This is a genomic window from Paramylibacter ulvae, assembly GCF_014652655.1.
Classification (GTDB): Bacteria; Pseudomonadota; Alphaproteobacteria; order Rhodobacterales; family Rhodobacteraceae; genus Amylibacter; species Amylibacter ulvae.
The window spans coordinates 103,219-124,769 of record NZ_BMZF01000002.1; the positions used below are offsets into that span (position 1 = coordinate 103,219).

Consider the following 21,551-nt stretch of genomic DNA (forward strand, 5'->3'; position numbering starts at 1 on the left):
TTTACCAGAATGTTTGCAAATATGCGCGATCCAACCGGCGGCGTGCCTGATCGCGTTCTGCCTTTTCTGCGTTTCGGTAACGACGCATTTGTGAATAGTAATCTTCGGTTTTATTTTGCGAATTTTGTGGTTCTGTACGACTTGCAATTCTGAATACGTTTGAAAAAATTCCTAACATTTTACTTTCCTTTCCTTGTTTGTCTATGTCATTTCTGTCATATATTGTTGATCATATCGAGTTTATAAGATTTTCAATATGTAAGGAAAACTAACATATGGACTGGTCAAATGTTCCATCGCTTTCGTGGCTGCGCGCGTTTGAAGCGACCGCAAGGTTGGGTAGTTTTTCAAGCGCTGCACAGGAATTGAATGTGACCCATGCCGCGATCGCGCAAAATGTACGTGCACTGGAAAATTATTTCGCACAAACTTTGGTCACACGGCGCGGGCGCGGAATGGCGGTGACGCCACGTGGGCGTGCGCTTGCAGATCATCTGGCCGATGGCTTTACGCTTATTGCGGATGGCGTGGAAACATTGCACAATCACAACGCCCAGCGTCCATTAAACATTTCCATCACACCCGCATTCGCCGCCAGCTGGTTAATGCCCCGCATCGGTGAATTTTGGGCGGCACACCCAGAGATCACGGTAAACCTTAGCCCAACAACGCAATTGGTTGATTTGGTCAAAGACGGCTTTGATATGGGAATTCGATTTGGAAATGGCGATTGGGCGGGGTTGGAATGCGAACACTTGACCAGCGGGAATATTGTTGTGGTCGCGCGCGCTGATTTGGTAGCGGGGCGTAAAATCAAAACGTTGCAAGATATATGCGATCTTACTTGGCTGTTTGAAAGCCATATGTTGGAACGCAAAGCGTTGGTTGAAAACGAAGGCATTGACCTGAACAACTGCAAGGTCAGCATGTTAAACACAAGCGAACTGGTGTTGGCGGCAACGCGTGCGGGATTGGGTATGTCGTTGCAACCCCAAGCGCTGGTTGCCCCTTCGATTAAATCGGGCGAGCTGGCGCAAATTTGTGCGCTGCGCGACGATGGGCTTGGGTATTACATGGTCACACGCTTTGGGCGTGAAACGGATGCCTTGCGCATATTTCAAAAATGGCTGCGCCGTGCGGCGGCTGAATCCAACCGTGGTTAACGTGGGCTGCGTTTTGCTAGAATACGTTGCAATGTGCGCCGATGCATATTCAAACGTCGCGCGGTTTCGGACACATTACGATCACAAAGTTCAAACACACGTTGAATATGTTCCCAGCGCACACGATCCGCAGACATCGGGTTTTCAGGTGGCGGTGGGCGGTCCCCTGGAGTGGCCAGCAATGCATTTGTCACATCATTGGCATCCGCAGGTTTAGAAAGATAATCCGTCGCCCCGATTTTTACCGCTGCAACCGCGGTGGCAATGGCACCATATCCCGTAAGCACAATGACCTTTGCCTCTGGTCGTTTTTCACGCAACACTTCGACCACATCCAAACCATTGCCATCCTCTAATCGCAGATCAACCACGGCATAGGCGGGTGGTGTCGCGGTGCAAAATGCACGCCCTGCAGCGACGCTTTCAAGTGCGGTTGGGGTAAAGCCACGCTTTTCCATGGCACGCGCCAAACGGCGGCGAAACGGTTCGTCATCATCCAAGATGAGCAGAGATGTATCAGGCCCAATATCTGTCAATTCACGATCCGTCATTGCTATGTCCTAATGTGGCTGTCGCACCTTTTTAGGTGCAAGCAACACATTGGTCAAATAGATCATCGCTATCCTTTGGTATAGCACGCGATCTTATCCGCCATGTCTTCTGGTGTGACCTCGCGGCGGAAAAAATCAACAAAGCCCGATGGTGACATCAAATATGTGAATGTCGAATGATCCATCAGATAATCCGCATCACCATCGCCACTTTTGGCGCGATAGGTTTTATATGTTTTGGACGCTGCGGAAATTTGTTCCTCTGACCCTGTTAATGCAATTAAACGTGGGTGCATGATTTTGGCGTAATCTGCCAGAACCTGTGGCGTGTCACGCGCGGGATCAATGGTAATGAACACAGGGTCGACTTGAATGCCCCGTGCATCCAAAATATCAACCGCTTCCAAGTTGCGCGCGGTGTCCAACGGGCAAATATCAGGGCAATAGGTGTAGCCAAAATAAATCAGACTATAATCTTTGATCACATCTTTTTCTGTAACAGTTTCACCTGTCTGATTAACCAGTGAAAACGGCCCGCCAATCGCGGCCGCACCACCTGCAATGGTGGATGTGGAACATTGATCGCCAGATTTTCCAAACATCACAAACCCAGCCCCAACCGCCAAACCAACGGTGACAACTGATGCCGCCAAGATTGCATAATTTTTTGACATAAGGTCTCTCTCTTTCTGGCAAATCCTACGAATTTCATCTAGCCTTTGCCAACAAAGCGCAAGCGGCCAAATCGTCACAATCGCGTTAGGGGAAATAATGCCAGTTCAACAACCCAACCTGTTTAATCGATCCGCCAGAAGCGAATGGGTGCGTCTGCGCACGCTAATAATTTTGCGCTGGCTGGCGATTACAGGACAAACTTTGGCAATGATCGTTGCTGTGTTTTTGCTCGATTTGTCGCTGAATGTTGGGCTTTGTGCATTGGCGATTGGGTCATCCGTTTTATTGAACCTGATTTCGTTGTTTGTGCTGCCTGCAAACAAGCGCCTGTCTGAACGCGAAACGTTGCTAACCCTCGTATTTGATCTGTGCCAACTGGTTGTACTGTTGTATTTAACTGGTGGTATCAACAACCCATTTGCGCTGTTAATTTTGGCACCCGTAACCATTTCGGCAACCGCGTTGTCATTGCGCGCCACCATTGCCATTGGAACATTGGCGGTGCTGTCCATTACGACGCTAACAGTTACATATGTTCCGCTCAAGACCACGGGCGGTGATTTGATCACCTTGCCCACATTGTTTCATTGGGGAAACTGGACGGCATTGGTCATCGGGATTGTGTTTTTGGCAGCCTATGCACGGCGCGTCACGATGGAAACATTTTCAATGTCACAAGCGCTGGCCGCAACCCAAATGGCACTGGATCGCGAATATAAATTATCGATGCTTGGTGGTGTAGTTGCCGCAGCCGCACATGAAATGGGCACACCACTTGCCACAATCAAATTGGTTTCATCCGAATTGCAATCGGAATTATCTGATTCACCCGATATGCTAGAAGATATGCAACTAATTCATAGCCAAGCAGATCGGTTAAGCACAATCCTAAAAGACATGGGTCGCACTGGCAAAGATGATTTGCATCTTAAATCCGCCCCCGTAACCAGTATATTGCGCGAAGCTGCTGAGCCCCACGAAGGCCGCGGGAAAGAGATTATATATCTGTCCAACGGCACAATTGAACAAGGGAATTTATTCGGGGTCCCTTTGGTGCAACGCCACCCAGAAGTCATTCATGGCCTGCGGAATCTGGTGCAAAATGCCGTTGATTTTGCGCAATCCAAAGTCTGGGTTCACACCATTTGGACGGAAAATTCCATTCGTATTCTGGTGGGCGATGATGGCAAGGGGTATTCGGCCGAACTTATCCATCGTATCGGTGATCCGTTTTTGGGCGCTCGTTCGCGCAAAAAACAAAATGCCCAAAAACGCCCCGAATACGAAGGCATGGGGCTGGGTCTGTTCATCGCAAAAACGTTGTTGGAACGATCAGGCGCCGAGCTCACATTTTCAAACGCTCGAAACGAAACGCCCCACACCCCTGAAACGCCACCCAATTTGGCGTTGATGAAGGATGCAGTTGGCGCGATTGTCAGCGTTCGATGGGCGCGTGCGAATATTGAAACACAAACCAAAATTCTGGGTGAAAACCAAAGGTTTGAAATTTAGGTTAACCATTCGTTAACAAAAATGAGGTTAGTGGATTAGAAAAAATATCTGAGGCTCTCAAATTCTTTCTGATTTAACTCTTTCCAACCTATCTTTGATAGCGACACTTGCTCTTATTGCAGGCTTATGTGCAATTCTTATTCGCCAAAATCAGGCGCATCAATCCGATAACATTACGAAGCTCGCGGATAAATTACCCATTTCCATTTGGTGCGAACAGGATGGAAATGTGTTTTGGGCGAATGATAAACATTTATCGCTTTGGAAAAATTCTGGCGAAGATCAATTCACAATCAAAATGTACAATTTACAAGCACCCATTGTTCTGAATGGGCCAAGTGTTGGCGCGACACTCACGCTTCCCAATCAACCAGATTCGTTGGATTATGAAATATGTAAATTTGAATTTGAAGGGCGCGAATTTTATTTTGCGGTTACGACTGAATCCGCACAAAACGCAAAAATAGAACGCAAACGGTTTGTCGAAAACATTTCCGAAAGTTTTGCAAATTCACCAACTGGGATTGCGGTGTTTGATCAACAACACGGGTTGTCGATGTTTAATCCCGCTCTGACAAAACTACTCGATCTTGCGCCAAGTTGGTTGGCAAGCGCACCAAGCATCGATGAATTTTTAACCAAGCTTCGTTACCACGGTGCAATGCCAGAACCGCGTGATTTCAAAAAATGGCGAAACGAATTTATCAACGATCTAAGTGATCCAAATTTCCAATATCAGGATGATTGGAACATGCCAGATGGATCGGTTTACAACGTATCGGCATATCCCAATTCCAACGGTGCCGTTACATTTTACTTCGAAGATATATCAGGGCGCGTGTTGGTTGAACGCGAATATCGATCACATCTTGATAATCTCTATAACGCATTTGATGTGCTTGATTGTGCTGTGATTATGTTTGAACGATCAGGCGAAATGGCGTTTGCCAATCAGGAATTTGATAAATTGTGGGGCAAAGAATTTTCCCGCTCTGTCGTTGTGCCAGATATCCTTGCTGTCAGCCGTGTTTGGTCTGAACAATGCATGCCTTCACCCATTTTTGGCGATCTGCGCGATTTTGTTTTCCAACTGGATGACAAGGAAACATGGAACGCCGATCTAACACTAAAAACGGGCGAAACCATCGAGGCAACATTTACCCCACTGATCAACGGGCAAACCTTTTGTGTATTTCAACACAAAGCCTATGCCGCCCGATCCCCAGTTGTTGAAACGCGCCAACAATCAATTGCCAAAGCGTGATTGCACGTCGCTTTGCCGCCAGCTATCGTAACCGCAAAAGTTAACGAGGCAGGCACATTGCAAATCACGCTATTTTTGAATTCTGTTGATGCAACAACAGCGCTTGCGCAAAAATTGGCGGGCCAATTGCAAAATGGCGATACGGTTTTTCTATATGGCGATGTTGGCGCTGGAAAAACACATTTCGCACGTCAAATAATCACAAGCCGATTGGCGGTTGATGGTGTGCAAGAGGACATCCCATCCCCTACTTTTACCTTGGTGCAAACCTATGAAACATCACAAGGTGAAATTTGGCACGCCGATCTCTATCGCCTAACATCGATTGATGAAATCGACGAGCTTGGTCTGGAAGATGCGATCAATGACGCAATTTGCCTGATTGAATGGCCTGAAAAAATCCAAGACAGTTTGGGCTCTGATGCTTTGCACATTCACCTTGATACTCACGACGAAAACACGCGAAACCTTGTTCTGGAATGGCAGCATGATAAATGGGATGATAGGCTAAGTGATATTGTGAAATCCGTGGAAACCCAATAAATGCAAGACCGTGAAATCGAAATTAATGCGTTTTTGAATTCGCACGGGTTGGAAAATGCAACACGCAACGCGCTTGTGGCTGATGCTTCGTTCCGCCGATATGAACGGTTGGATAATCGTGGTGATATCTCCATTCTGATGGATGCTCCACCCAAAACAAACCTGCCGGTAAAAATTTTTGCTGATGTCACCACGCTATTGCACAACGCTGGTGTATCGGTTCCACAAATATTTCAAACAGATTTTGATCGCGGATTTTTATTGATCGAAGATTTCGGAAATGATCTGTTTGCAAATTTGTGCCGTTCAAATCCAGAAATGGAATCCGATCTTTACCGTGCAGCAATTGACGTTTTGCTGCGGGTACAAAAAAATGCCAAATGTGATTCATTGCCCCCCTATGATCTGGCAACATATCTGCGCGAAAGCAGTCTTGCATTGGAATGGTATTATCCTGCGGCAACGAGTAACAAACCACGCGCAGAACAATTTTTGGCACTGCAAACTTTGATCACAGATGCAACCCAAGCGCTGGAACCCTACGATCAGTGCACAATTCTACGCGATTTTCATGCAGAAAATTTACTCTGGCTGCCAGAACGCGGCGGCGTCAAGCGTGTTGGTTTGCTTGATTACCAAGACGCGCTCGCAGGGCATCCCGCATATGATTTGGTGTCATTACTCGAAGATGCGCGCCGCGACACATCCCAAAAGTTACAGTCCGAAATGAAATCGTATTTTATTGCCCAATCTGGGTTTGACTACGCGACGTTTGACCAAGCGTTCCACACACTTGGCGCACAACGGAACCTAAAAATTATTGGCCTGTTCACACGCCTTGCCGCACGCGATGGCAAGGTGCAATATCTTGATCTTATCCAACGCGTATGGAACCATTTAATGAACGATCTTTCCCATCCATCCTTGCAAGGTTTGGCAAATTGGGTTGCTCTAAATCTACCGTCGCCAGACCGCGCGACATTGGAAAAACTCGCAGGTTATCGTCATGAAGCCTGACGCTGCCATGATATTTGCCGCGGGTTTTGGCACGCGCATGGGCGTGCTTACGCAATCAACGCCAAAACCGATGATCAAAATTTCCAACAGGCCGCTGATCGATTATGCTCTGGATTTGGTTGCGGCGGCGGACGTGAAAACCACAGTAGTGAATGTCCATTACTTGCCTGAACAAATTGAACAACACTTGGCTGACACCAACGTGCAAACAATTCGCGAGACAGATAAGATTTTGGAAACTGGAGGTGGGTTGAAAAACGCGCTGCCAATTTTGGGAAAAAATCCCGTTTTCACGCTTAATTCAGATGCAATTTGGACGGGCACAAACCCATTGACCGTTTTGCGCAACCATTGGAACCCAAAAACCATGGATGGCCTGTTGGCCCTGATCCCATTGCAAAATGCCCAAGAGTATTCGGGCGCTGGCGACTTTTTCTGTGATGAACAAGGCACCATTGCACGACGCGGCCAATCTCGATCAGCACCATTTGTGTTTTCGGGGGCTCAGATTATCAAAACTGACATGTTGAAAGACATTAAAACACCAAGCTTTTCACTTAATGTATTGTGGAACGAAATGTTAAAAAACAACCGGTTACATGGCGTTATTCATAATGGTGGTTGGGTTGATGTTGGCCATCCCAATGGCATCATCACCGCAGAAAACGAATTGGCAAAACATGTTTGAGCCAACACCGCACCCACGAGTATTCTCTCTGCCCATCGGCATAGATTTTTCGCAAGCATTCGTTGCGGGCTTGCTTGCGAAAACCAAAGACAAACCGCCAGAATATCTGGCAAGCATCGAAATTTTCGTCAATACAACCCGCGCGGCACGCCGATTGAAACAGCTGTTCATTGAAACAGGTTCCTGTTTATTGCCTCGTATTCGATTGATCACAGATCTGGCAAATGACCCGCTCGCGCCGATTACCCTACCAAAACCGGTTCCCGCGTTGCGGCGGCGTCTGCAAATGGGTCAACTGGTTCAAGCGTTAATCAAATCCGATCCTTCACTGGCACCACAATCCGCCGCTTACGATTTGGCTGATGCGTTAGCGGCCTTAATGGACGAATTCCAAGGAGAAGCAGTTCCACTCACAGCACTAGACGATATTGTTCTGGAAAACCAATCGGAACATTGGAACCGCTCGCTGAAATTTTTGCAAATTATCGCGACCCATTGGACAGAAAACGCCGGTACTGACCCAAATGATCGCCAACACCATGTGGCAAAGGCATATGCCGATCATTGGCGTGAAAATCCGCCAGATCACCCCATAATTGTTGCTGGCTCAACGGGTTCACGCGGGCACACAGCATTGTTCATGCACGCGGTTGCCAATTTACCCCAGGGTGGCGTGGTGCTGCCTGGTTTTGACAAGGATATGCCAATAAGTGTTTGGAAAACATTATCAAAATCCAATGCAGCTCTTGATCATCCACAGGCTGGATTTGCAAAGCTACTTGCACGTTTGGAAATGGCCCCTAGTGATGTTCATCTTTGGCATACTGTCTTGCCCGAAAATACAGATCGCAATGCGCTAATCTCACTTGCTCTGCGTCCAGCACCCGTGACAGATCAGTGGCGAGAAGAAGGTGAAAAACTTTCCGCAACTATCAGTAATGCAATAAAAAATATAGATTTACTGGAAGCAAAATCACCCAAAGAAGAAGCCCTCACAATCGCTTTGCGCCTGCGCAAGGCCGCAGAGGACGGTGTACAATCCGTGCTGATTACGCCTGATCGCAATTTGACGCGTCGTGTTGAAACGGCATTGGGGCGATGGGGAATTATTCCCGATGACAGCGCGGGGCAACCGCTGGATTTGTCACCGCCCGGTATATTTTTACGCTTGGCAGGTGATTTTTTGGGGCAAAAACTCACGCCTCAGCGTCTGCTTGCAATTTTGAAGCACCCCCTCACACATAGCGGCGGTGATCGTGGTGAACACCAACGCCGCATTAGCGAAGTTGAGCTCAAAATTTTGCGCGGCGGTGATCCAGAGGTAAATTTTGAAGCACTGCACTCTTGGGCGCAAAAACAAAATGACCCCGCAAGTATTCAGTGGGTCGGTTGGTTGAAATCAGCGTTTAGTGGCGTGGAAAACGGCGCGCCGCGTGATTTGCAACAATGGGTTCATGATCACCAACAACTTGCACAAACACTATCATCAGGCGCCAACGACGATACCGAAGGCGAGTTGTGGCGCAAAGAAGCGGGCGTTGAGGCCGCAAAAATTTGGCGTGAATTTAGTGCTGAATCAACATACGGCGGTGTTTTAAACATCACAGAATATCGCGCCCTGTTACGATTGGTGTTATCAAAGGGCGAAGTGCGCGGCGCCACGCAAGCGCATCCGCTCATCTCGATATGGGGCACCATGGAGGCGCGTGTTCAGGGTGCGGAATTGGTCATTCTTGGTGGTCTCAACGAAGGGATTTGGCCCAAAACGCCCTCTCCCGACCCATGGCTCAACCGCAATATGCGCGGGCAAATTGGTCTTGCGTTGCCAGATCGCCAAATAGGTTTAGCGGCACATGATTTTCAGCTCGCAATGGGCGCGCCCAATGTGGTGTTGTCACGATCCGTCAGGGACAATGAATCACCAACTCTTGCATCTCGCTGGTTGATAAGATTATCAAACCTTATCAAAGGCATAGATAACGAAAGTGATTCATATTTTGCAGCAATGCAATCACGCGGAAACCATTGGATTGCCATTGCAAATGCCATTGAACGCGTTGAAACAAGCGTTGCGCGTGAACCTAGGCCTTCGCCAATGCCGCCGATTGCGGCGCGGCCAAATCGGTTATCCGTAACCCAAATCAAAACATTGGTTCGTGATCCTTATGCGATTTATGCCAAGCATGTGCTTGGGTTGCGCAAGTTAGATGCAGTTGGCCAAGAACCCGATGCGTTGGTGCGCGGTATTTCCATTCATTCGTTTTTGGAAAATTTCATCGCCGATGTCGCAACAGACCAAGATAACTTAAATACAAATTACTTTATCAACCTTGCCGAAACAGTTTTGGAGCGGGATGTGCCGTGGCCAGCGATGCAGCGGTTATGGCTGGCGCGATTGCAACGCGTGGCACAGTGGTTTGTCGATGGCGAAGTTGATCGCCAGAAATTTGGCACCGTTATCGCACAGGAACGATGTGGTAAATTCTACGATCCAGAATTGGATTTTACATTATCCGTTCAGGCCGATCGTATCGACATGGATAATGCGGGGAATTACGCAATCTATGATTACAAGGCGGGCAAGCCACCCGCACCAAAGGATATCGCAAATTTTGACAAACAATTACAGTTAGAAGCAGCCATCGCTAGTCAGGGTAAATTTGATGACCTGGGGGCCGCGAAAATTGTGCATCTTGAATATATCGGCATGCATCAAGATCAGGAAACACGGATCGTTGACATCGAAAAAACACCCATTGACCAAGTTTGGGAAGAATTCCGTTCGCTTATTCATGCCTATAAACTTGCCCAATCTGGATTCACTGCGCGTGATAAGCTATTAAATGAAAACGATTTTTCTGACTACGATCACTTGTCGCGCAAGGGCGAGTGGGAAATAACAGACGCCCCCGTCCCAAAGGAAGTGCCATGATCGAATTTGATGATGCAACACGCGCCCAAATTCGTGCGGCAAACCCGTCGGCATCGACATGGGTATCAGCGAACGCAGGCTCTGGGAAAACGCGCGTGTTAACTGACCGCGTTGCGCGATTATTGCTGCACGGAACGGATCCCCAAAAAATTCTTTGTCTCACTTACACCAAAGCCGCCGCTGCAGAGATGCAAATAAGGTTGTTTCAAAGGCTCGGTCAATGGGCGATGATGGAAGAAGCCGCCCTGCGCAAAGAGTTGTTAAAGCTTGGCGAGCCCGCCGATATATTAACCGATGAAAAACTTCGCCTTGCACGCACATTATTTGCCAGCGCGTTGGAAACGCCTGGTGGATTGAAAATCCAAACGATTCACAGCTTTTGCGATGCGCTGTTACGCCGTTTTCCTGTTGAATCTGGTGTTTCGCCGCAATTTGAAATGATAAATGAGCGCCAAAAGGCGCAGATTTGCGGCGATATTTTGGAAAACATCGCGTCGGGTGATGATCAGGGCGTATTCGACGATTTCGCGGGTTTTTTTACCGGTGCTGATACTGACGAACTGTTGGCGGAAATCGTCAAACACCGCGAAGATTTTGACCGTGCACCAACCGCCAAAGATTTTGGCTTGTCTGGGGATGAATCCTTGGCGCTCATCTCGGCTGTTGTTTTCACAGATAAAAACCGTGCCACCCTCGCGGAGCTGGCAGACATCATGCCAAATGGCGGAGTTCAGGACGTTAACAACGCACGTTTTATTCGCGCCGCGCTCACAGCGCGCGATCCCAACAGCGCATTAAGAAACCTTGAACGCGTGATGCTCACTGGTGCTGGTGCAAATGAACCTTTTTCTGCAAAAATTGATAAGGTTCCAGTATTAAAGATTCTTAAAAAGGGTGAACCATTACGAAATGAAATCAACGAGATAATGCATCTTGTTGAAGCTGTTCGTGATCAACGGTTATCGTTATTGTCGTTTCAACGCACGGCGGCGCTTCATCGTTTTGCCGCCGTATTTTTGAAACAATTCGATGCGCATAAAACGCACACGGGGCTGTTGGATTATGATGATCTAATCAATCGCGCCCGCCTGTTGTTAACAAAATCAAGCATGGCCGCGTGGGTGTTATATCGTTTGGATGGTGGCATTGATCACATTTTGGTTGACGAGGCGCAAGATACCAGTTCGCAGCAATGGGATGTTGTGAAACAGCTACACGCCGAATTTACCAGCGGGGAATCCGCGAATAATACCGCACGAACGTTGTTTATCGTGGGCGATGAAAAACAATCAATTTATTCATTCCAAGGTGCAGACCCACGTATTTTTGGCGACATGAAGGATCATTTTGCGACACAGCTCGCGCAGGTGAATAACCCACTCGCATCCCAAGATTTGCTATATTCGTTTCGATCGTCAGAACCAATAATGGGGCTGGTTGATAATGTGTTTAAGAACCTGCCAGAAGATCGGTTTCAAAACGGTGTGCAACACATTGCTTTTAAATCAGAAATGGCAGGTCGAATTGATTTGTGGCCCGTGATTGACAAGGGTGAAAAACCCGAGGAATCCGAATGGTTCGTGCCCACTAATGCCGCCGCACCTGACGATCCGCGAAATGAATTGGCCCGTCAAATTGCATGCGAAATTCATGCGATATTGGAAAGCGGACAATTGATTGAGGCAGACGGGGATATTCGCCCAGTTACCGCAGGTGATTTTCTGATTTTGGTACGCAGCCGCGGCGCATTGTTCAAAGCAATCATCAAAGAACTAAAGGCGGCCAAAGTACCCGTCGCAGGCGCCGATCGTTTTGAAGTGGGTGCAGAGTTGGCGGTACAAGACATCATGTCATTGCTGAAATTCGCGGCGACAGCAGAGGATGATTTGTCACTGGCAGAGGCACTCCGCTCGCCCATTATTGGTATCAGCGAAGGCGAGCTATTTTCACTGGCACATGGGCGCAAGGGCTATTTGTGGCAAGAATTGCGCGCCAAGTCAGATCAGTTTTCAAATGCCCACGAAATCGTCAGTGATATTCGCAACAAGGCCGATTTCGAACGCCCGTATGATTTGATCGAACGTATTTTGACCAACCATGCTGGACGTCATAATTTGATCGCACGCCTTGGCCCAGAGGCCGAAGATGGGATTGACGAACTGTTGTATCAGGCGATGCAGTACGAATTGACCGAAGCGCCCACATTAACAGGGTTTTTAAACTGGTTTGCATCGGATGAAATGCAGATCAAACGGCAAATGGATGCGGCGGGTAAAACGGTGCGGGTGATGACGGTTCATGGCGCCAAGGGCTTGGAAGCGCCCATCGTCATTTTGCCTGACACAACACAGGATGTAAGGCGCGACCGCAATCAATTGATTACACTTGATTCTGGCTTGATCAGTTGGAAAACAGTTGGGGCAGATGCGAACAAGGCCCAGATGGCCGCGAGCCAAACACTAAAATCGGCTGATCTGCGCGAACGCATGCGATTGTTATATGTGGCGCTAACGCGCGCTGAAAGTTGGCTTATCATTTGTGGTGCTGGTGAGTTGGGAAAATCGGGCGAAACGTGGTACGATCTGATTTCAAACGGGATGGAACACATGCCCGTGGAAACCGTCACGCACTCAATTGTCGGTGATATAAAATCTGTACGCAATCTTGCATGGCATGGCGTGGGTTCGGCGCGTGAATCCGATAAAGATCAACGCATCGAATTGCCAAGATGGGCAGTGTCCGCTGCCGATAAGTTACCCCGGCCGACCCAGCCGATCAGCCCAAGTAGCCTGCCAGGTGCAAAGGCACTCGCAGGTGAAAATGACGGGCTCAGCGCGGATCAAGCAATGGAGCGTGGTACGCAAATCCATTTGCTATTGGAACATTTACCCCGCGTTGCGCCCAGCGAACGGTTCGCGTTTGGTGAACGTTTGTTGGGCGCACGATACGATGCCCTGACTGACAGTGAAATATCAATACTGTGCCAAGAGGCAATGGCCGTCGTTTCGGCACCCCCGTTACAATTCATATTTGGGCCCAATTCATTTGCAGAGGTAAATATTACCGCGCCATTGGTACAATGCGATGGATTGCCGATTGATGGCATCATTGATCGCCTTGTGGTCACGCCTGACAAAATATTGGTGATTGATTATAAAACCAACGCCATCTTACCAGCGCAGCCCGATCAAACGCCGGCAGGGATATTGGCACAAATGGGCGCGTATTTAGTGGCAATCAAACAGATATACCCGCGACACGAAATCGAATTGGCCATTTTGTGGACACGCACAGCAAAACTGATGAATTTGCACCACGATATCGTGATGAAAGCGTTGAACGACGTACAACATCTTGACCCTTAAGGTGCGCGTTCTTAAGTTAATGGGGATAGAAAGATTCTTGAGGTCAGGAGGCATATCAAATGTCAGAAACAGTTAAAGTAACCGACGACACATTCGAAGCAGAAGTCACAAACAGCACAATCCCCGTATTGGTCGATTTTTGGGCTGAGTGGTGTGGCCCTTGTAAACAAATAGGCCCATCCTTGGAAGAATTGGCCGCTGAATACGATGGCAAAGTTAAGATCGTAAAGGTGAACGTGGACGAAAACCCACAATCACCAGCGCAGCTTGGCGTACGTGGTATTCCTGCGTTGTTTATGTTCAAGGACGGTCAAATCGTATCAAACAAAACGGGTGCAGCACCAAAAGCGGCACTTGCCGATTGGATCAAAGAAAGCGTTAGCGTTTAAATTTATCCAAATTTGATTTCGAAAGGGTGGCATTTGCCGCCCTTTTTTGTGCCTATGGCGCACGTCTTTTGCGTACAAATGGAATTGGGGTTTGGTTAAAAATCCAGACCAAGGTCAAGATTTGTAACTGTATGCGTCAGCGCACCAACCGAAATATAATCCACACCTGTTGCCGCAACCGATGCGATACGATCAAGCTGCATGCCGCCCGATGCCTCGACCGTGAGCACACCGTTGACCATATCAACCGCTGTTTTCATATCAGCGTTGGACATATTGTCGAGCAGTACAACATTCGCCCCGCCAACCTTAAGCACGGTTTCAAGTTGTTTGAGGTTATCGACCTCGATTTCAATCATGCGCATGTGAGATGCGAATTCACGCGCACGTTCAAGCACATCTTTGATGCTGCCAGCGGCGGCGATGTGATTGTCCTTGATCATGATCGCATCGTTCAGACCAAAACGATGATTTGAACCGCCACCGTGGCGGACCGCCTCTTTTTCAACCAGACGTAGGCCAGGTGTGGTTTTACGGGTGCAGGTAATTTTTGCTTTGTGACCTTTGGTTTCTGCCACGAATGCTGCAGTCATCGTGGCGATGCCAGAAAGGCGCCCAGCAAGGTTTAAGGCAACGCGTTCGCCCATCAGGATCGATTTTGCATCGCCATCAATGGTCATACAGACGTCGCCTTTCTTGGCAACCTGTCCATCAGCGATAAAGGTTTTAACCTGAAGATCGCGGTTCACGGTATGAAACGCGATCCGTGCCAGTTGCATACCACTGATCACACCTGGATCGCGCGCGTTTAGACGTGCGGAATATTGCGTGCCATCAGGGATTACTGCACGGCTGGTGACATCGCCCGCACCGCCCAAATCTTCGTCCAAGGCGCGTTTGATCAGGTCTTCCAGCAAAAAATCGGGGACAGCGGGATGTTCCATTTTATGTAATCCTTACAGGCTATTACGCAGTGCAATTGCATCGTTCAGAGTGATTTCAGTGCGATGGCGCAATGTATCATTTTTTTCGGGGTAATCCGTACGATAATGGCCACCGCGCGATTCTTTTCGATTGTAGGCAGCGGCGGCGATCAATGTGGCGGCTGCCAGCATATTGTCAAAATTCGTGGATTTACCACCGTATTGTGCATCCAGTTCTTTAAACTTGCGCAATGCGGTTGCCATACCATCCGCGTCGCGAATAACGCCGACATAGGCCGACATGGTTTCACGTAGCGTTAGCACCGCTGATTCATCCACCAACGCATGACCCAATGCAGGAACAGCAAGATCAGGGTGGAAAACCATGCCGTGATCCGCGTTCAGCTTGGCCAACATTCCAGCCGCACAGGTTGCGGCGTAAACCAACGCCTCGAGCAAACCATTTGATGCCAATCGGTTCGCGCCGTGTAGGCCCGTTGACGACGCTTCGCCAGCGACCCAAAGGCCGTCAATTGATGACATACCCGTTTGATCGGTAAAAACACCGCCCATATGGTAATGTGCCGCCGGTACGATTGGGATTGGTTGTTTGGTCGGATCAATCCCCGCCTTCAGACAAGCGCCAGAAACAGACGGGAATTCATCAATGATATGATCACCAATTGCCGCGCGCGTATCCAACATGGGTACATTGCCGATTTGATGTTGGTGAAAATTTGCCCGTGCAACAATATCGCGCGGTGCCAATTCCGCATCGGCATGGACAGCAAGCATATAGCGTTCGCCATGCTTGTTGATCAATGTCGCACCTTCGCCGCGCAATGCTTCGGTTGCGAGCGGTGCTGGATCCAAATTTAAATCAATCGCCGTTGGGTGGAATTGCACAAATTCAGCATCGGCAATTTTTGCACCAGCGCGCGCCGCCATGCCAAGAGCAAGGCCACGAACAGACGGCGGATTGGTAGTTTTCATATATAGGCTGCCAGCACCGCCAGCGGCCAATAGATACGCCTTGGCCTGTATAATTTCAGGCTCAGCACCATTTTTTGAAACAACGACGCCTTGCATCGCATTGTTTTTACTTATTAATTCTAATGCAGTGTAGCCTTCCAGAACGGTGATTGACGCGGAGCGTTGCACCTCTTCGACCAACGTTTTCATGATCGCGGCGCCTGCCTGATCACCCTTGACACGCACAACACGGGCAAATCCATGCGCGGCCTCTTTTGACATCACAAACCCGCCTTCGGGGGTGCGATCAAATGGAGTTCCCACCTCTGCCAATTCCAATACGTGTTCTTTGGCTGCGGCGGTCACGAATTTGGCGATATCTGCGTCAACAATCCCATCACCCGCATTTACCGTATCCAATGCGTGTGCCTCTGGCGTGTCGTTTTCATCCATCGCGGCGGCAACACCACCTTGTGCCCATGCCGATGATGCGCCAAAGCCCAATGGCTCTGGCGATAAAACAGTGACCTTTTGCGGAGCAAGTGTAAGTGCGGCGTATAGCCCAGCCAAACCCGCCCCGATAATCAGGATATTGTGTTGGTCATCAGACACGTATTATTTCCGATCAATCATACGCTGAACGGCAAGGCGTGCTTTGACTGCCATTTCAGGGTCAACGATGACCTCTTCTGTCATTGTATGCAGTGACCATAGGATTTTTTCCAAGGTGATTTTTTGCATATGTGGGCACAAATTACATGGGCCGAGGAAATGCACCTCTGGCACTTCGTCCGCGATGTTTGAACCCATAGAACATTCCGTTACCAACAAAACCTTTTCTGGTTTATTCTCTTTGACATAATTGATCATACCAGCGGTTGAACCGCTAAAGTCTGCCTCTGCCACAACGTCAACTGGGCATTCGGGATGCGCGATAATCACGGCGTCTGGTTCGTATTTGCGATATTCACGCAATTCATCCGCCTTGAACTCGATATGCACCATGCATTCGCCTTCCCAATAGACGATTTTTTTATCTGTTTCTTTGGCAACGTTTTGCGCCAAATGACCATCCGGGGTCATAATCACCAAATCGCTTTCCATCGAATTCACGATGTCGACAGCATTTGACGAGGTACAGCAAATATCAGATGCGGCCTTCACCTCTGCTGTTGTGTTCACATATGACACAACCGGTGCGCCTGGGTATTTTGCTCGCATGCCTGCAATATCTTTGGCGGTGATGCTTTCGGCCAATGAACAGCCAGCCTTGCTATCTGGGATCAGAACCGTTTTTTCGGGCGAGAGGATTTTGGACGTTTCCGCCATGAAATGCACACCACATTGCACGATGACCTGTTCTTTGACCTTGGTCGCCTCGATCGCCAATTGCAAACTGTCACCAACGAAATCCGCGACACCGTGGAAAATTTGTGGTGTCATATAGTTATGCGCCAAAATTACCGCGTCTTTTTCTTTTTTCAATTCGTTGATTGCTTTGACATATGGCGCATAGCGCAGCCAGTCTGCCTCTGGGATAACACGATCCGCACGGTCATAGATTTTTTGCGTTTCTTTGAAAATCGCCGCGGAGGGCTCCAGATCAAAATGGGATGCCAGTTGCGATTTCATTTCAGTGCTGCCAGGCAGTATCATAGCGCGTTCCTTTTTCAAGCTGCGTTCAAAGGTATATGTAAGCCCAAACGCCCGAATTAGAAGATTAAACTATTCTAAAAGTATATCCAGCAAAAGGGGCAAGTTATACTGTGTTTATGTTGGCACATAGGTTTCATGAATTGAGTTTTGGTGCAAGCCATCCTAAATAACAGTGCAAAGATCGCGAAAAGGTGCACATTGACCAAGGTATTATTAACAGGCGGCGCGGGTTTTATTGGGTCACATACATATGTTGCGCTGATCGCGGCGGGATTTGATGTGGTGATTGTTGATAATTTCACCAATGCCGATACGAGTGTGATTGATCGCCTAGGGATGATTACCAAGGGCGAGGTGGTTTTTGAAACTGCGGATTTGCGTGAAATGTCCCAGATTGAAGCGGTGTTTGACAAACACAAGCCCGATGCCGTTGTCCATTTCGCCGCGTTCAAGGCCGTGGGCGAAAGCGTTGAAAATCCGCTGATGTATTTTGAAAATAATATCAAAGGGTTCTTGAACCTTCTGCGTGCAATGGAAAATCACAATGCGCGGCATTTGGTTTTTTCATCATCTGCCACAATTTATGGCGACCAAGCAGTACAGCCTATTCCAGAAACAGCAACGCGCGGATACACCAGCCCCTATGCGTTTACCAAATTGATCGGTGAACAGATATTGGAACAAATGGCGGTTGCTGATCCAAATTGGAATTTTGGCATATTGCGCTATTTCAACCCCGCAGGGGCGCATGACAGCGGTTTAATTGGCGAAGATCCAGCGGGCATTCCCGATAATCTAATGCCCTATATCGCCAAGGTGGCATTGGGCGAAATGGAACATTTGAATGTGTTTGGTGATGATTATGAAACCAAAGACGGCACAGGCATTCGCGATTACATCCATGTTTGCGATTTGGCATTGGCGCATGTGAAATCATTGCAAAAACTGATCAATGATCAGGTTGGCCATACTGTGAATATCGGCACGGGTGCGGGACAAACAGTGATGGATATGTTGGCGGCATATGGCAATGCGGTTGGGCGTGAATTGCCACATAAGGTAACTGATCGACGTGCGGGCGATGTGCGTGAATTAACCGCGCGTGCGGATCTGGCAAAACAGGTTTTGGGTTTTCGCGCCGAACGTGATTTGGCCAATATGTGTGAAACCAGTTGGCGATGGGTGCAAAATGCCCAGCGCATGAATTCCAAATAAAAACGCCAAGCCGTTTATGGCTTGGCGCAAATTCAACAATTTTTGTTAGGTTATTCCATCACAGGGATCGAAAATTCGCCACCCTCTTTGATGCCTGATGGCCAACGGGCGGTCACTGTTTTTGTGCGTGTGTAGAATTTGAACGCATCTGGCCCGTGTTGGTTCAAATCGCCAAATACGGATTTTTTCCAGCCGCCAAATGTGTGATATGCCAATGGCACAGGGATCGGCACGTTGATACCAACCATGCCCACATTCACACGGTTCGCAAAATCACGCGCGGTGTCACCATCGCGGGTGTAAATCGCAGTACCATTGCCATATTCATGATCCATCGCCAGTTTCAACGCATCTTCGTAACTTTGTGCGCGCACAACTGACAGCACAGGGCCAAAGATTTCTTTTTGATAAATGTCCATATCTGACGTCACATGGTCAAACAAATGCGCGCCAACAAAGAAACCGTCTTCGTAGCCTTGCAAATTGAAATCACGGCCATCAACCACAAGTTTCGCACCCGCTTCGACACCAGATTCAACCAGTTTCAAAATATTTTCTTTGGCGGCACCGGTTACAACAGGGCCAAAATCAACATCGTTGCCAGATGTGTATGGGCCAACTTTCAATGCTTCGACGCGCGGGGCAAGTTTTTCAACCAAACGATCCGCGGTTTCATCACCCACAGGAACAGCAACCGAAATTGCCATACAGCGTTCACCTGCCGCACCGTAACCCGCACCAACCAGCGCATCCGCAACCTGATCCATATCCGCATCGGGCATCACGATCATGTGGTTTTTAGCACCACCAAAACATTGAACACGTTTGCCGTTCGCACAACCACGGCTGTAGATATATTCCGCAATCGGTGTTGACCCCACAAATCCGATGGATTGGATCACGTCATGATCAAGGATTGCATCGACAGCCTCTTTATCACCATTCACAACTTGCAAGATACCGTCTGGCAGTCCCGCTTCTTGTAATAGCTCGGCCAACATGATTGGCACGGATGGGTCACGTTCGGATGGTTTTAGGATAAACGCGTTGCCACATGCGATAGCAGGCGCAAACATCCACATTGGGATCATCGCAGGAAAGTTAAACGGCGTAATGCCCGCGGTCACTCCCAATGCTTGGCGCATGGAATACATATCAATGCCAGGTCCCGCGCTGTCGGTGTAATCACCTTTTAGCAATTCTGGTGCGCCAATACAGTATTCGACCACTTCCAAACCACGCTGTACGTCGCCAGCGGCGTCTGGCAATGTTTTGCCGTGTTCACGGCTTAAGGCTTCGGCCAATTTATCCATATCGCGGTTCATCAAGGCGACGAATTTCATCAACACGCGCGCGCGGCGTTGTGGGTTTGTCGCGGCCCATGCAGGTTGTGCAGCAGCGGCACCGGCAACGGCGGCGTCTAATTCAGCAGGATTTGCCAATGGCGTTTGCGCCTGAACTTCACCCGTTGCTGGGTTGTAAACATCGCTAAAGCGGCCAGACGTACCAGCAACCCGTTTACCGTTAATAAAATGTGTCAGTTGTTCCATGATGGAATCCTCCCGTTAAAGATATGCACCCCTTTTAAACTGCAAAAATTCAATATAAAGACGAAAGATATCAAATTCATTTTGCAAAAATGCAAAGAGGTGCCATGCGCAACTGGGATGATTACCGTGTTTTTCTAGAGGTTGCCCGTACTGGCAGCCTGACGGCCGCGTCGAGTATACTAAAAATGGATCCCGCCACGGTGGGGCGGCGTGTACAGCGGCTGGAACATAGTTTGGGTGTTGGGCTGTTCACCAAAATGCCGCGCGGGTATGTTTTAACCTCTGCTGGGCAGGATCTACAAAAACACATCGAACAAATCGAAAGCCACGAACGCATCGCGCGCGGTGTTGTTCAGGATACGGATGAAACATTGACCGGAACGGTGCGCATTGGCGCCACCGATGGTTTGTCAAATTTTGTGTTGCCACAGGTTTGCACAGCAATCACCAAAACATATCCCGCACTGAACATCCAAATTTTGACACTGCCCCCTGTGTTTAACCTGACCAAGCGCGAGGCCGACATGGCAATCATGGTGACACCACCCAAAATGGGGCGGTTATTATCGGAAAAAATCACGGATTATCATCTGCATCTGGCAGCACATCGCGATTATTTGAAAACGCATGGTGCAATCACAGATGTGAAAGAATTGAAAAATCACCACACGGTTGGATATATCCCCGATCTGGTTTTTGACCCAAGTGTCGATTATCACAGCGAAATTTTCCCTGAACGCACGCCGAACTTGTCATCAAATAGTGTTGCGGTGCAAATGCAATTGGTGCGCCAAGGCGGTGGGATCAGCGTTATTCATGATTTTGTGCTGCCCTATTTTAAAGATTTCGAACGATTTCTGGTGGATGAAATATCCCTGACCCGTTCGTTTTATATGGTGCGCCTACGAGATGACCAAACCAATGATCGCCTGAATCGTATCGCCGCATTACTAATGGATGGGGTCAAGTCCGAGGTCGCCCAGCTGGAATCATTAATCTTGTAAAAATTGCTTGTCACAGTTTTTACAAATTTACAGCATTCCTTTTACAATTCCTCCACAGCGTAACACGATATTAACGCCAAATTCGGCGAAAATGCGTGATTGTATACTGTTGTATGCTAACCAAGGGGCAGT

The 21,551-nt window shown here is 48.5% G+C and carries 18 protein-coding genes; 11 read left to right on the forward strand and 7 right to left on the reverse strand.

What is annotated here, in order from left to right:
• Position 1: 1 nt before the first annotated feature.
• The gene (locus IE094_RS05335) at positions 2-178 is read right to left on the reverse strand and encodes a hypothetical protein (protein ID WP_189639553.1); all 177 of its coding nucleotides are present in this window, start codon (positions 176-178) and stop codon (positions 2-4) included.
• A 97-nt stretch (positions 179-275) separates the two neighbouring features.
• Here IE094_RS05335 and IE094_RS05340 point away from each other — a divergent pair, with 97 nt between their 5' ends.
• Positions 276-1,163 (forward strand): LysR family transcriptional regulator, encoded by an 888-nt coding sequence (locus IE094_RS05340; RefSeq protein WP_189639554.1) that lies wholly within the window; start codon positions 276-278, stop codon positions 1,161-1,163.
• On the opposite strand, the gene IE094_RS05345 is transcribed toward IE094_RS05340, so the two are convergent.
• Entirely contained in the window at positions 1,160-1,714 is a 555-nt protein-coding gene (locus tag IE094_RS05345) for an ActR/PrrA/RegA family redox response regulator transcription factor (protein ID WP_099591336.1), read from the reverse strand. The two genes, IE094_RS05340 and IE094_RS05345, sit on opposite strands and share 4 nt — an antisense overlap.
• A gap of 68 nt (positions 1,715-1,782) precedes the next feature.
• Positions 1,783-2,388 (reverse strand): SCO family protein, encoded by a 606-nt coding sequence (locus IE094_RS05350; RefSeq protein WP_189639555.1) that lies wholly within the window; start codon positions 2,386-2,388, stop codon positions 1,783-1,785.
• Positions 2,389-2,485: 97 nt separating this feature from the next.
• On the opposite strand from IE094_RS05350, the gene regB reads away from it, so the two are divergent.
• The 8 genes from regB to trxA all read left to right on the forward strand — a co-directional run bounded on the left by regB (position 2,486) and on the right by trxA (position 14,099).
• Positions 2,486-3,901, forward strand: a complete 1,416-nt coding sequence (regB, locus tag IE094_RS05355) for a sensor histidine kinase RegB (protein WP_189639556.1) — start codon at positions 2,486-2,488, stop codon at positions 3,899-3,901.
• Positions 3,902-4,130: 229 nt separating this feature from the next.
• Positions 4,131-5,165, forward strand: coding sequence for a PAS-domain containing protein (locus IE094_RS05360; protein WP_189639557.1), 1,035 nt, complete (start codon positions 4,131-4,133; stop codon positions 5,163-5,165).
• Positions 5,166-5,177: 12 nt separating this feature from the next.
• Positions 5,178-5,708: a tRNA (adenosine(37)-N6)-threonylcarbamoyltransferase complex ATPase subunit type 1 TsaE gene (tsaE, locus tag IE094_RS05365; RefSeq protein WP_373295854.1), complete on the forward strand. Its 531-nt coding sequence runs from the start codon at positions 5,178-5,180 to the stop codon at positions 5,706-5,708.
• On the forward strand, positions 5,709-6,725 hold the full coding sequence (locus IE094_RS05370) for an aminoglycoside phosphotransferase family protein (protein WP_189639559.1): 1,017 nt from the start codon (positions 5,709-5,711) through the stop codon (positions 6,723-6,725). It abuts the gene before it with no gap.
• Positions 6,715-7,413 carry a nucleotidyltransferase family protein gene (locus IE094_RS05375; protein WP_189639560.1) on the forward strand — a complete coding sequence of 233 codons (699 nt, stop codon included), beginning with the start codon at positions 6,715-6,717 and terminating at the stop codon, positions 7,411-7,413. The genes IE094_RS05370 and IE094_RS05375 overlap by 11 nt, the downstream gene beginning before the upstream one ends.
• Entirely contained in the window at positions 7,325-10,345 is a 3,021-nt protein-coding gene (addB, locus tag IE094_RS05380; RefSeq protein WP_189639561.1) for a double-strand break repair protein AddB, read from the forward strand. The genes IE094_RS05375 and addB overlap by 89 nt, the downstream gene beginning before the upstream one ends.
• A complete protein-coding gene (gene addA, locus IE094_RS05385; protein WP_189639562.1) occupies positions 10,342-13,710 on the forward strand; it encodes a double-strand break repair helicase AddA in 3,369 nt (1,122 codons plus the stop codon). The genes addB and addA overlap by 4 nt, the downstream gene beginning before the upstream one ends.
• A gap of 59 nt (positions 13,711-13,769) precedes the next feature.
• Positions 13,770-14,099, forward strand: a complete 330-nt coding sequence (trxA, locus tag IE094_RS05390; protein WP_189639563.1) for a thioredoxin — start codon at positions 13,770-13,772, stop codon at positions 14,097-14,099.
• Positions 14,100-14,194: 95 nt separating this feature from the next.
• Here trxA and nadC read toward each other — a convergent pair whose 3' ends face one another.
• From nadC to nadA, 3 genes are read right to left on the reverse strand one after another with little or no spacing between them, the layout of a single operon-like run.
• Positions 14,195-15,043, reverse strand: coding sequence for a carboxylating nicotinate-nucleotide diphosphorylase (gene nadC / locus IE094_RS05395; protein WP_189639564.1), 849 nt, complete (start codon positions 15,041-15,043; stop codon positions 14,195-14,197).
• Between the two features lie 12 nt (positions 15,044-15,055).
• The gene (locus IE094_RS05400) at positions 15,056-16,606 is read right to left on the reverse strand and encodes an L-aspartate oxidase (RefSeq protein WP_189639565.1); all 1,551 of its coding nucleotides are present in this window, start codon (positions 16,604-16,606) and stop codon (positions 15,056-15,058) included.
• Between the two features lie 3 nt (positions 16,607-16,609).
• A complete protein-coding gene (gene nadA, locus IE094_RS05405; protein ID WP_189639566.1) occupies positions 16,610-17,650 on the reverse strand; it encodes a quinolinate synthase NadA in 1,041 nt (346 codons plus the stop codon).
• Between the two features lie 198 nt (positions 17,651-17,848).
• Between nadA and galE the strand changes: the two genes are divergently transcribed.
• A complete protein-coding gene (gene galE / locus IE094_RS05410; RefSeq protein ID WP_189639567.1) occupies positions 17,849-18,865 on the forward strand; it encodes a UDP-glucose 4-epimerase GalE in 1,017 nt (338 codons plus the stop codon).
• A gap of 50 nt (positions 18,866-18,915) precedes the next feature.
• Here galE and IE094_RS05415 read toward each other — a convergent pair whose 3' ends face one another.
• Entirely contained in the window at positions 18,916-20,415 is a 1,500-nt protein-coding gene (locus tag IE094_RS05415; protein ID WP_189639568.1) for a CoA-acylating methylmalonate-semialdehyde dehydrogenase, read from the reverse strand.
• 104 nt (positions 20,416-20,519) lie between these two features.
• On the opposite strand from IE094_RS05415, the gene IE094_RS05420 reads away from it, so the two are divergent.
• A complete protein-coding gene (locus IE094_RS05420; RefSeq protein ID WP_189639569.1) occupies positions 20,520-21,419 on the forward strand; it encodes a LysR family transcriptional regulator in 900 nt (299 codons plus the stop codon).
• Positions 21,420-21,551: the final 132 nt, after the last annotated feature.

Excerpts from the sequence above, each read along its gene's own strand:
- IE094_RS05335 (WP_189639553.1), bottom strand. The coding sequence starts at position 178 with ATGTTAGGAATTTTTTCAAACGTATTCAGAATTGCAAGTCGTACAGAA.
- IE094_RS05340 (WP_189639554.1), top strand. The coding sequence starts at position 276 with ATGGACTGGTCAAATGTTCCATCGCTTTCGTGGCTGCGCGCGTTTGAA.
- IE094_RS05345 (WP_099591336.1), bottom strand. The coding sequence starts at position 1,714 with ATGACGGATCGTGAATTGACAGATATTGGGCCTGATACATCTCTGCTC.
- IE094_RS05350 (WP_189639555.1), bottom strand. The coding sequence starts at position 2,388 with ATGTCAAAAAATTATGCAATCTTGGCGGCATCAGTTGTCACCGTTGGT.
- regB (WP_189639556.1), top strand. The coding sequence starts at position 2,486 with ATGCCAGTTCAACAACCCAACCTGTTTAATCGATCCGCCAGAAGCGAA.
- IE094_RS05370 (WP_189639559.1), top strand. The coding sequence starts at position 5,709 with ATGCAAGACCGTGAAATCGAAATTAATGCGTTTTTGAATTCGCACGGG.
- IE094_RS05375 (WP_189639560.1), top strand. The coding sequence starts at position 6,715 with ATGAAGCCTGACGCTGCCATGATATTTGCCGCGGGTTTTGGCACGCGC.
- addB (WP_189639561.1), top strand. The coding sequence starts at position 7,325 with ATGGCGTTATTCATAATGGTGGTTGGGTTGATGTTGGCCATCCCAATG.
- addA (WP_189639562.1), top strand. The coding sequence starts at position 10,342 with ATGATCGAATTTGATGATGCAACACGCGCCCAAATTCGTGCGGCAAAC.
- trxA (WP_189639563.1), top strand. The coding sequence starts at position 13,770 with ATGTCAGAAACAGTTAAAGTAACCGACGACACATTCGAAGCAGAAGTC.
- nadC (WP_189639564.1), bottom strand. The coding sequence starts at position 15,043 with ATGGAACATCCCGCTGTCCCCGATTTTTTGCTGGAAGACCTGATCAAA.
- nadA (WP_189639566.1), bottom strand. The coding sequence starts at position 17,650 with ATGATACTGCCTGGCAGCACTGAAATGAAATCGCAACTGGCATCCCAT.
- IE094_RS05415 (WP_189639568.1), bottom strand. The coding sequence starts at position 20,415 with ATGGAACAACTGACACATTTTATTAACGGTAAACGGGTTGCTGGTACG.
- IE094_RS05420 (WP_189639569.1), top strand. The coding sequence starts at position 20,520 with ATGCGCAACTGGGATGATTACCGTGTTTTTCTAGAGGTTGCCCGTACT.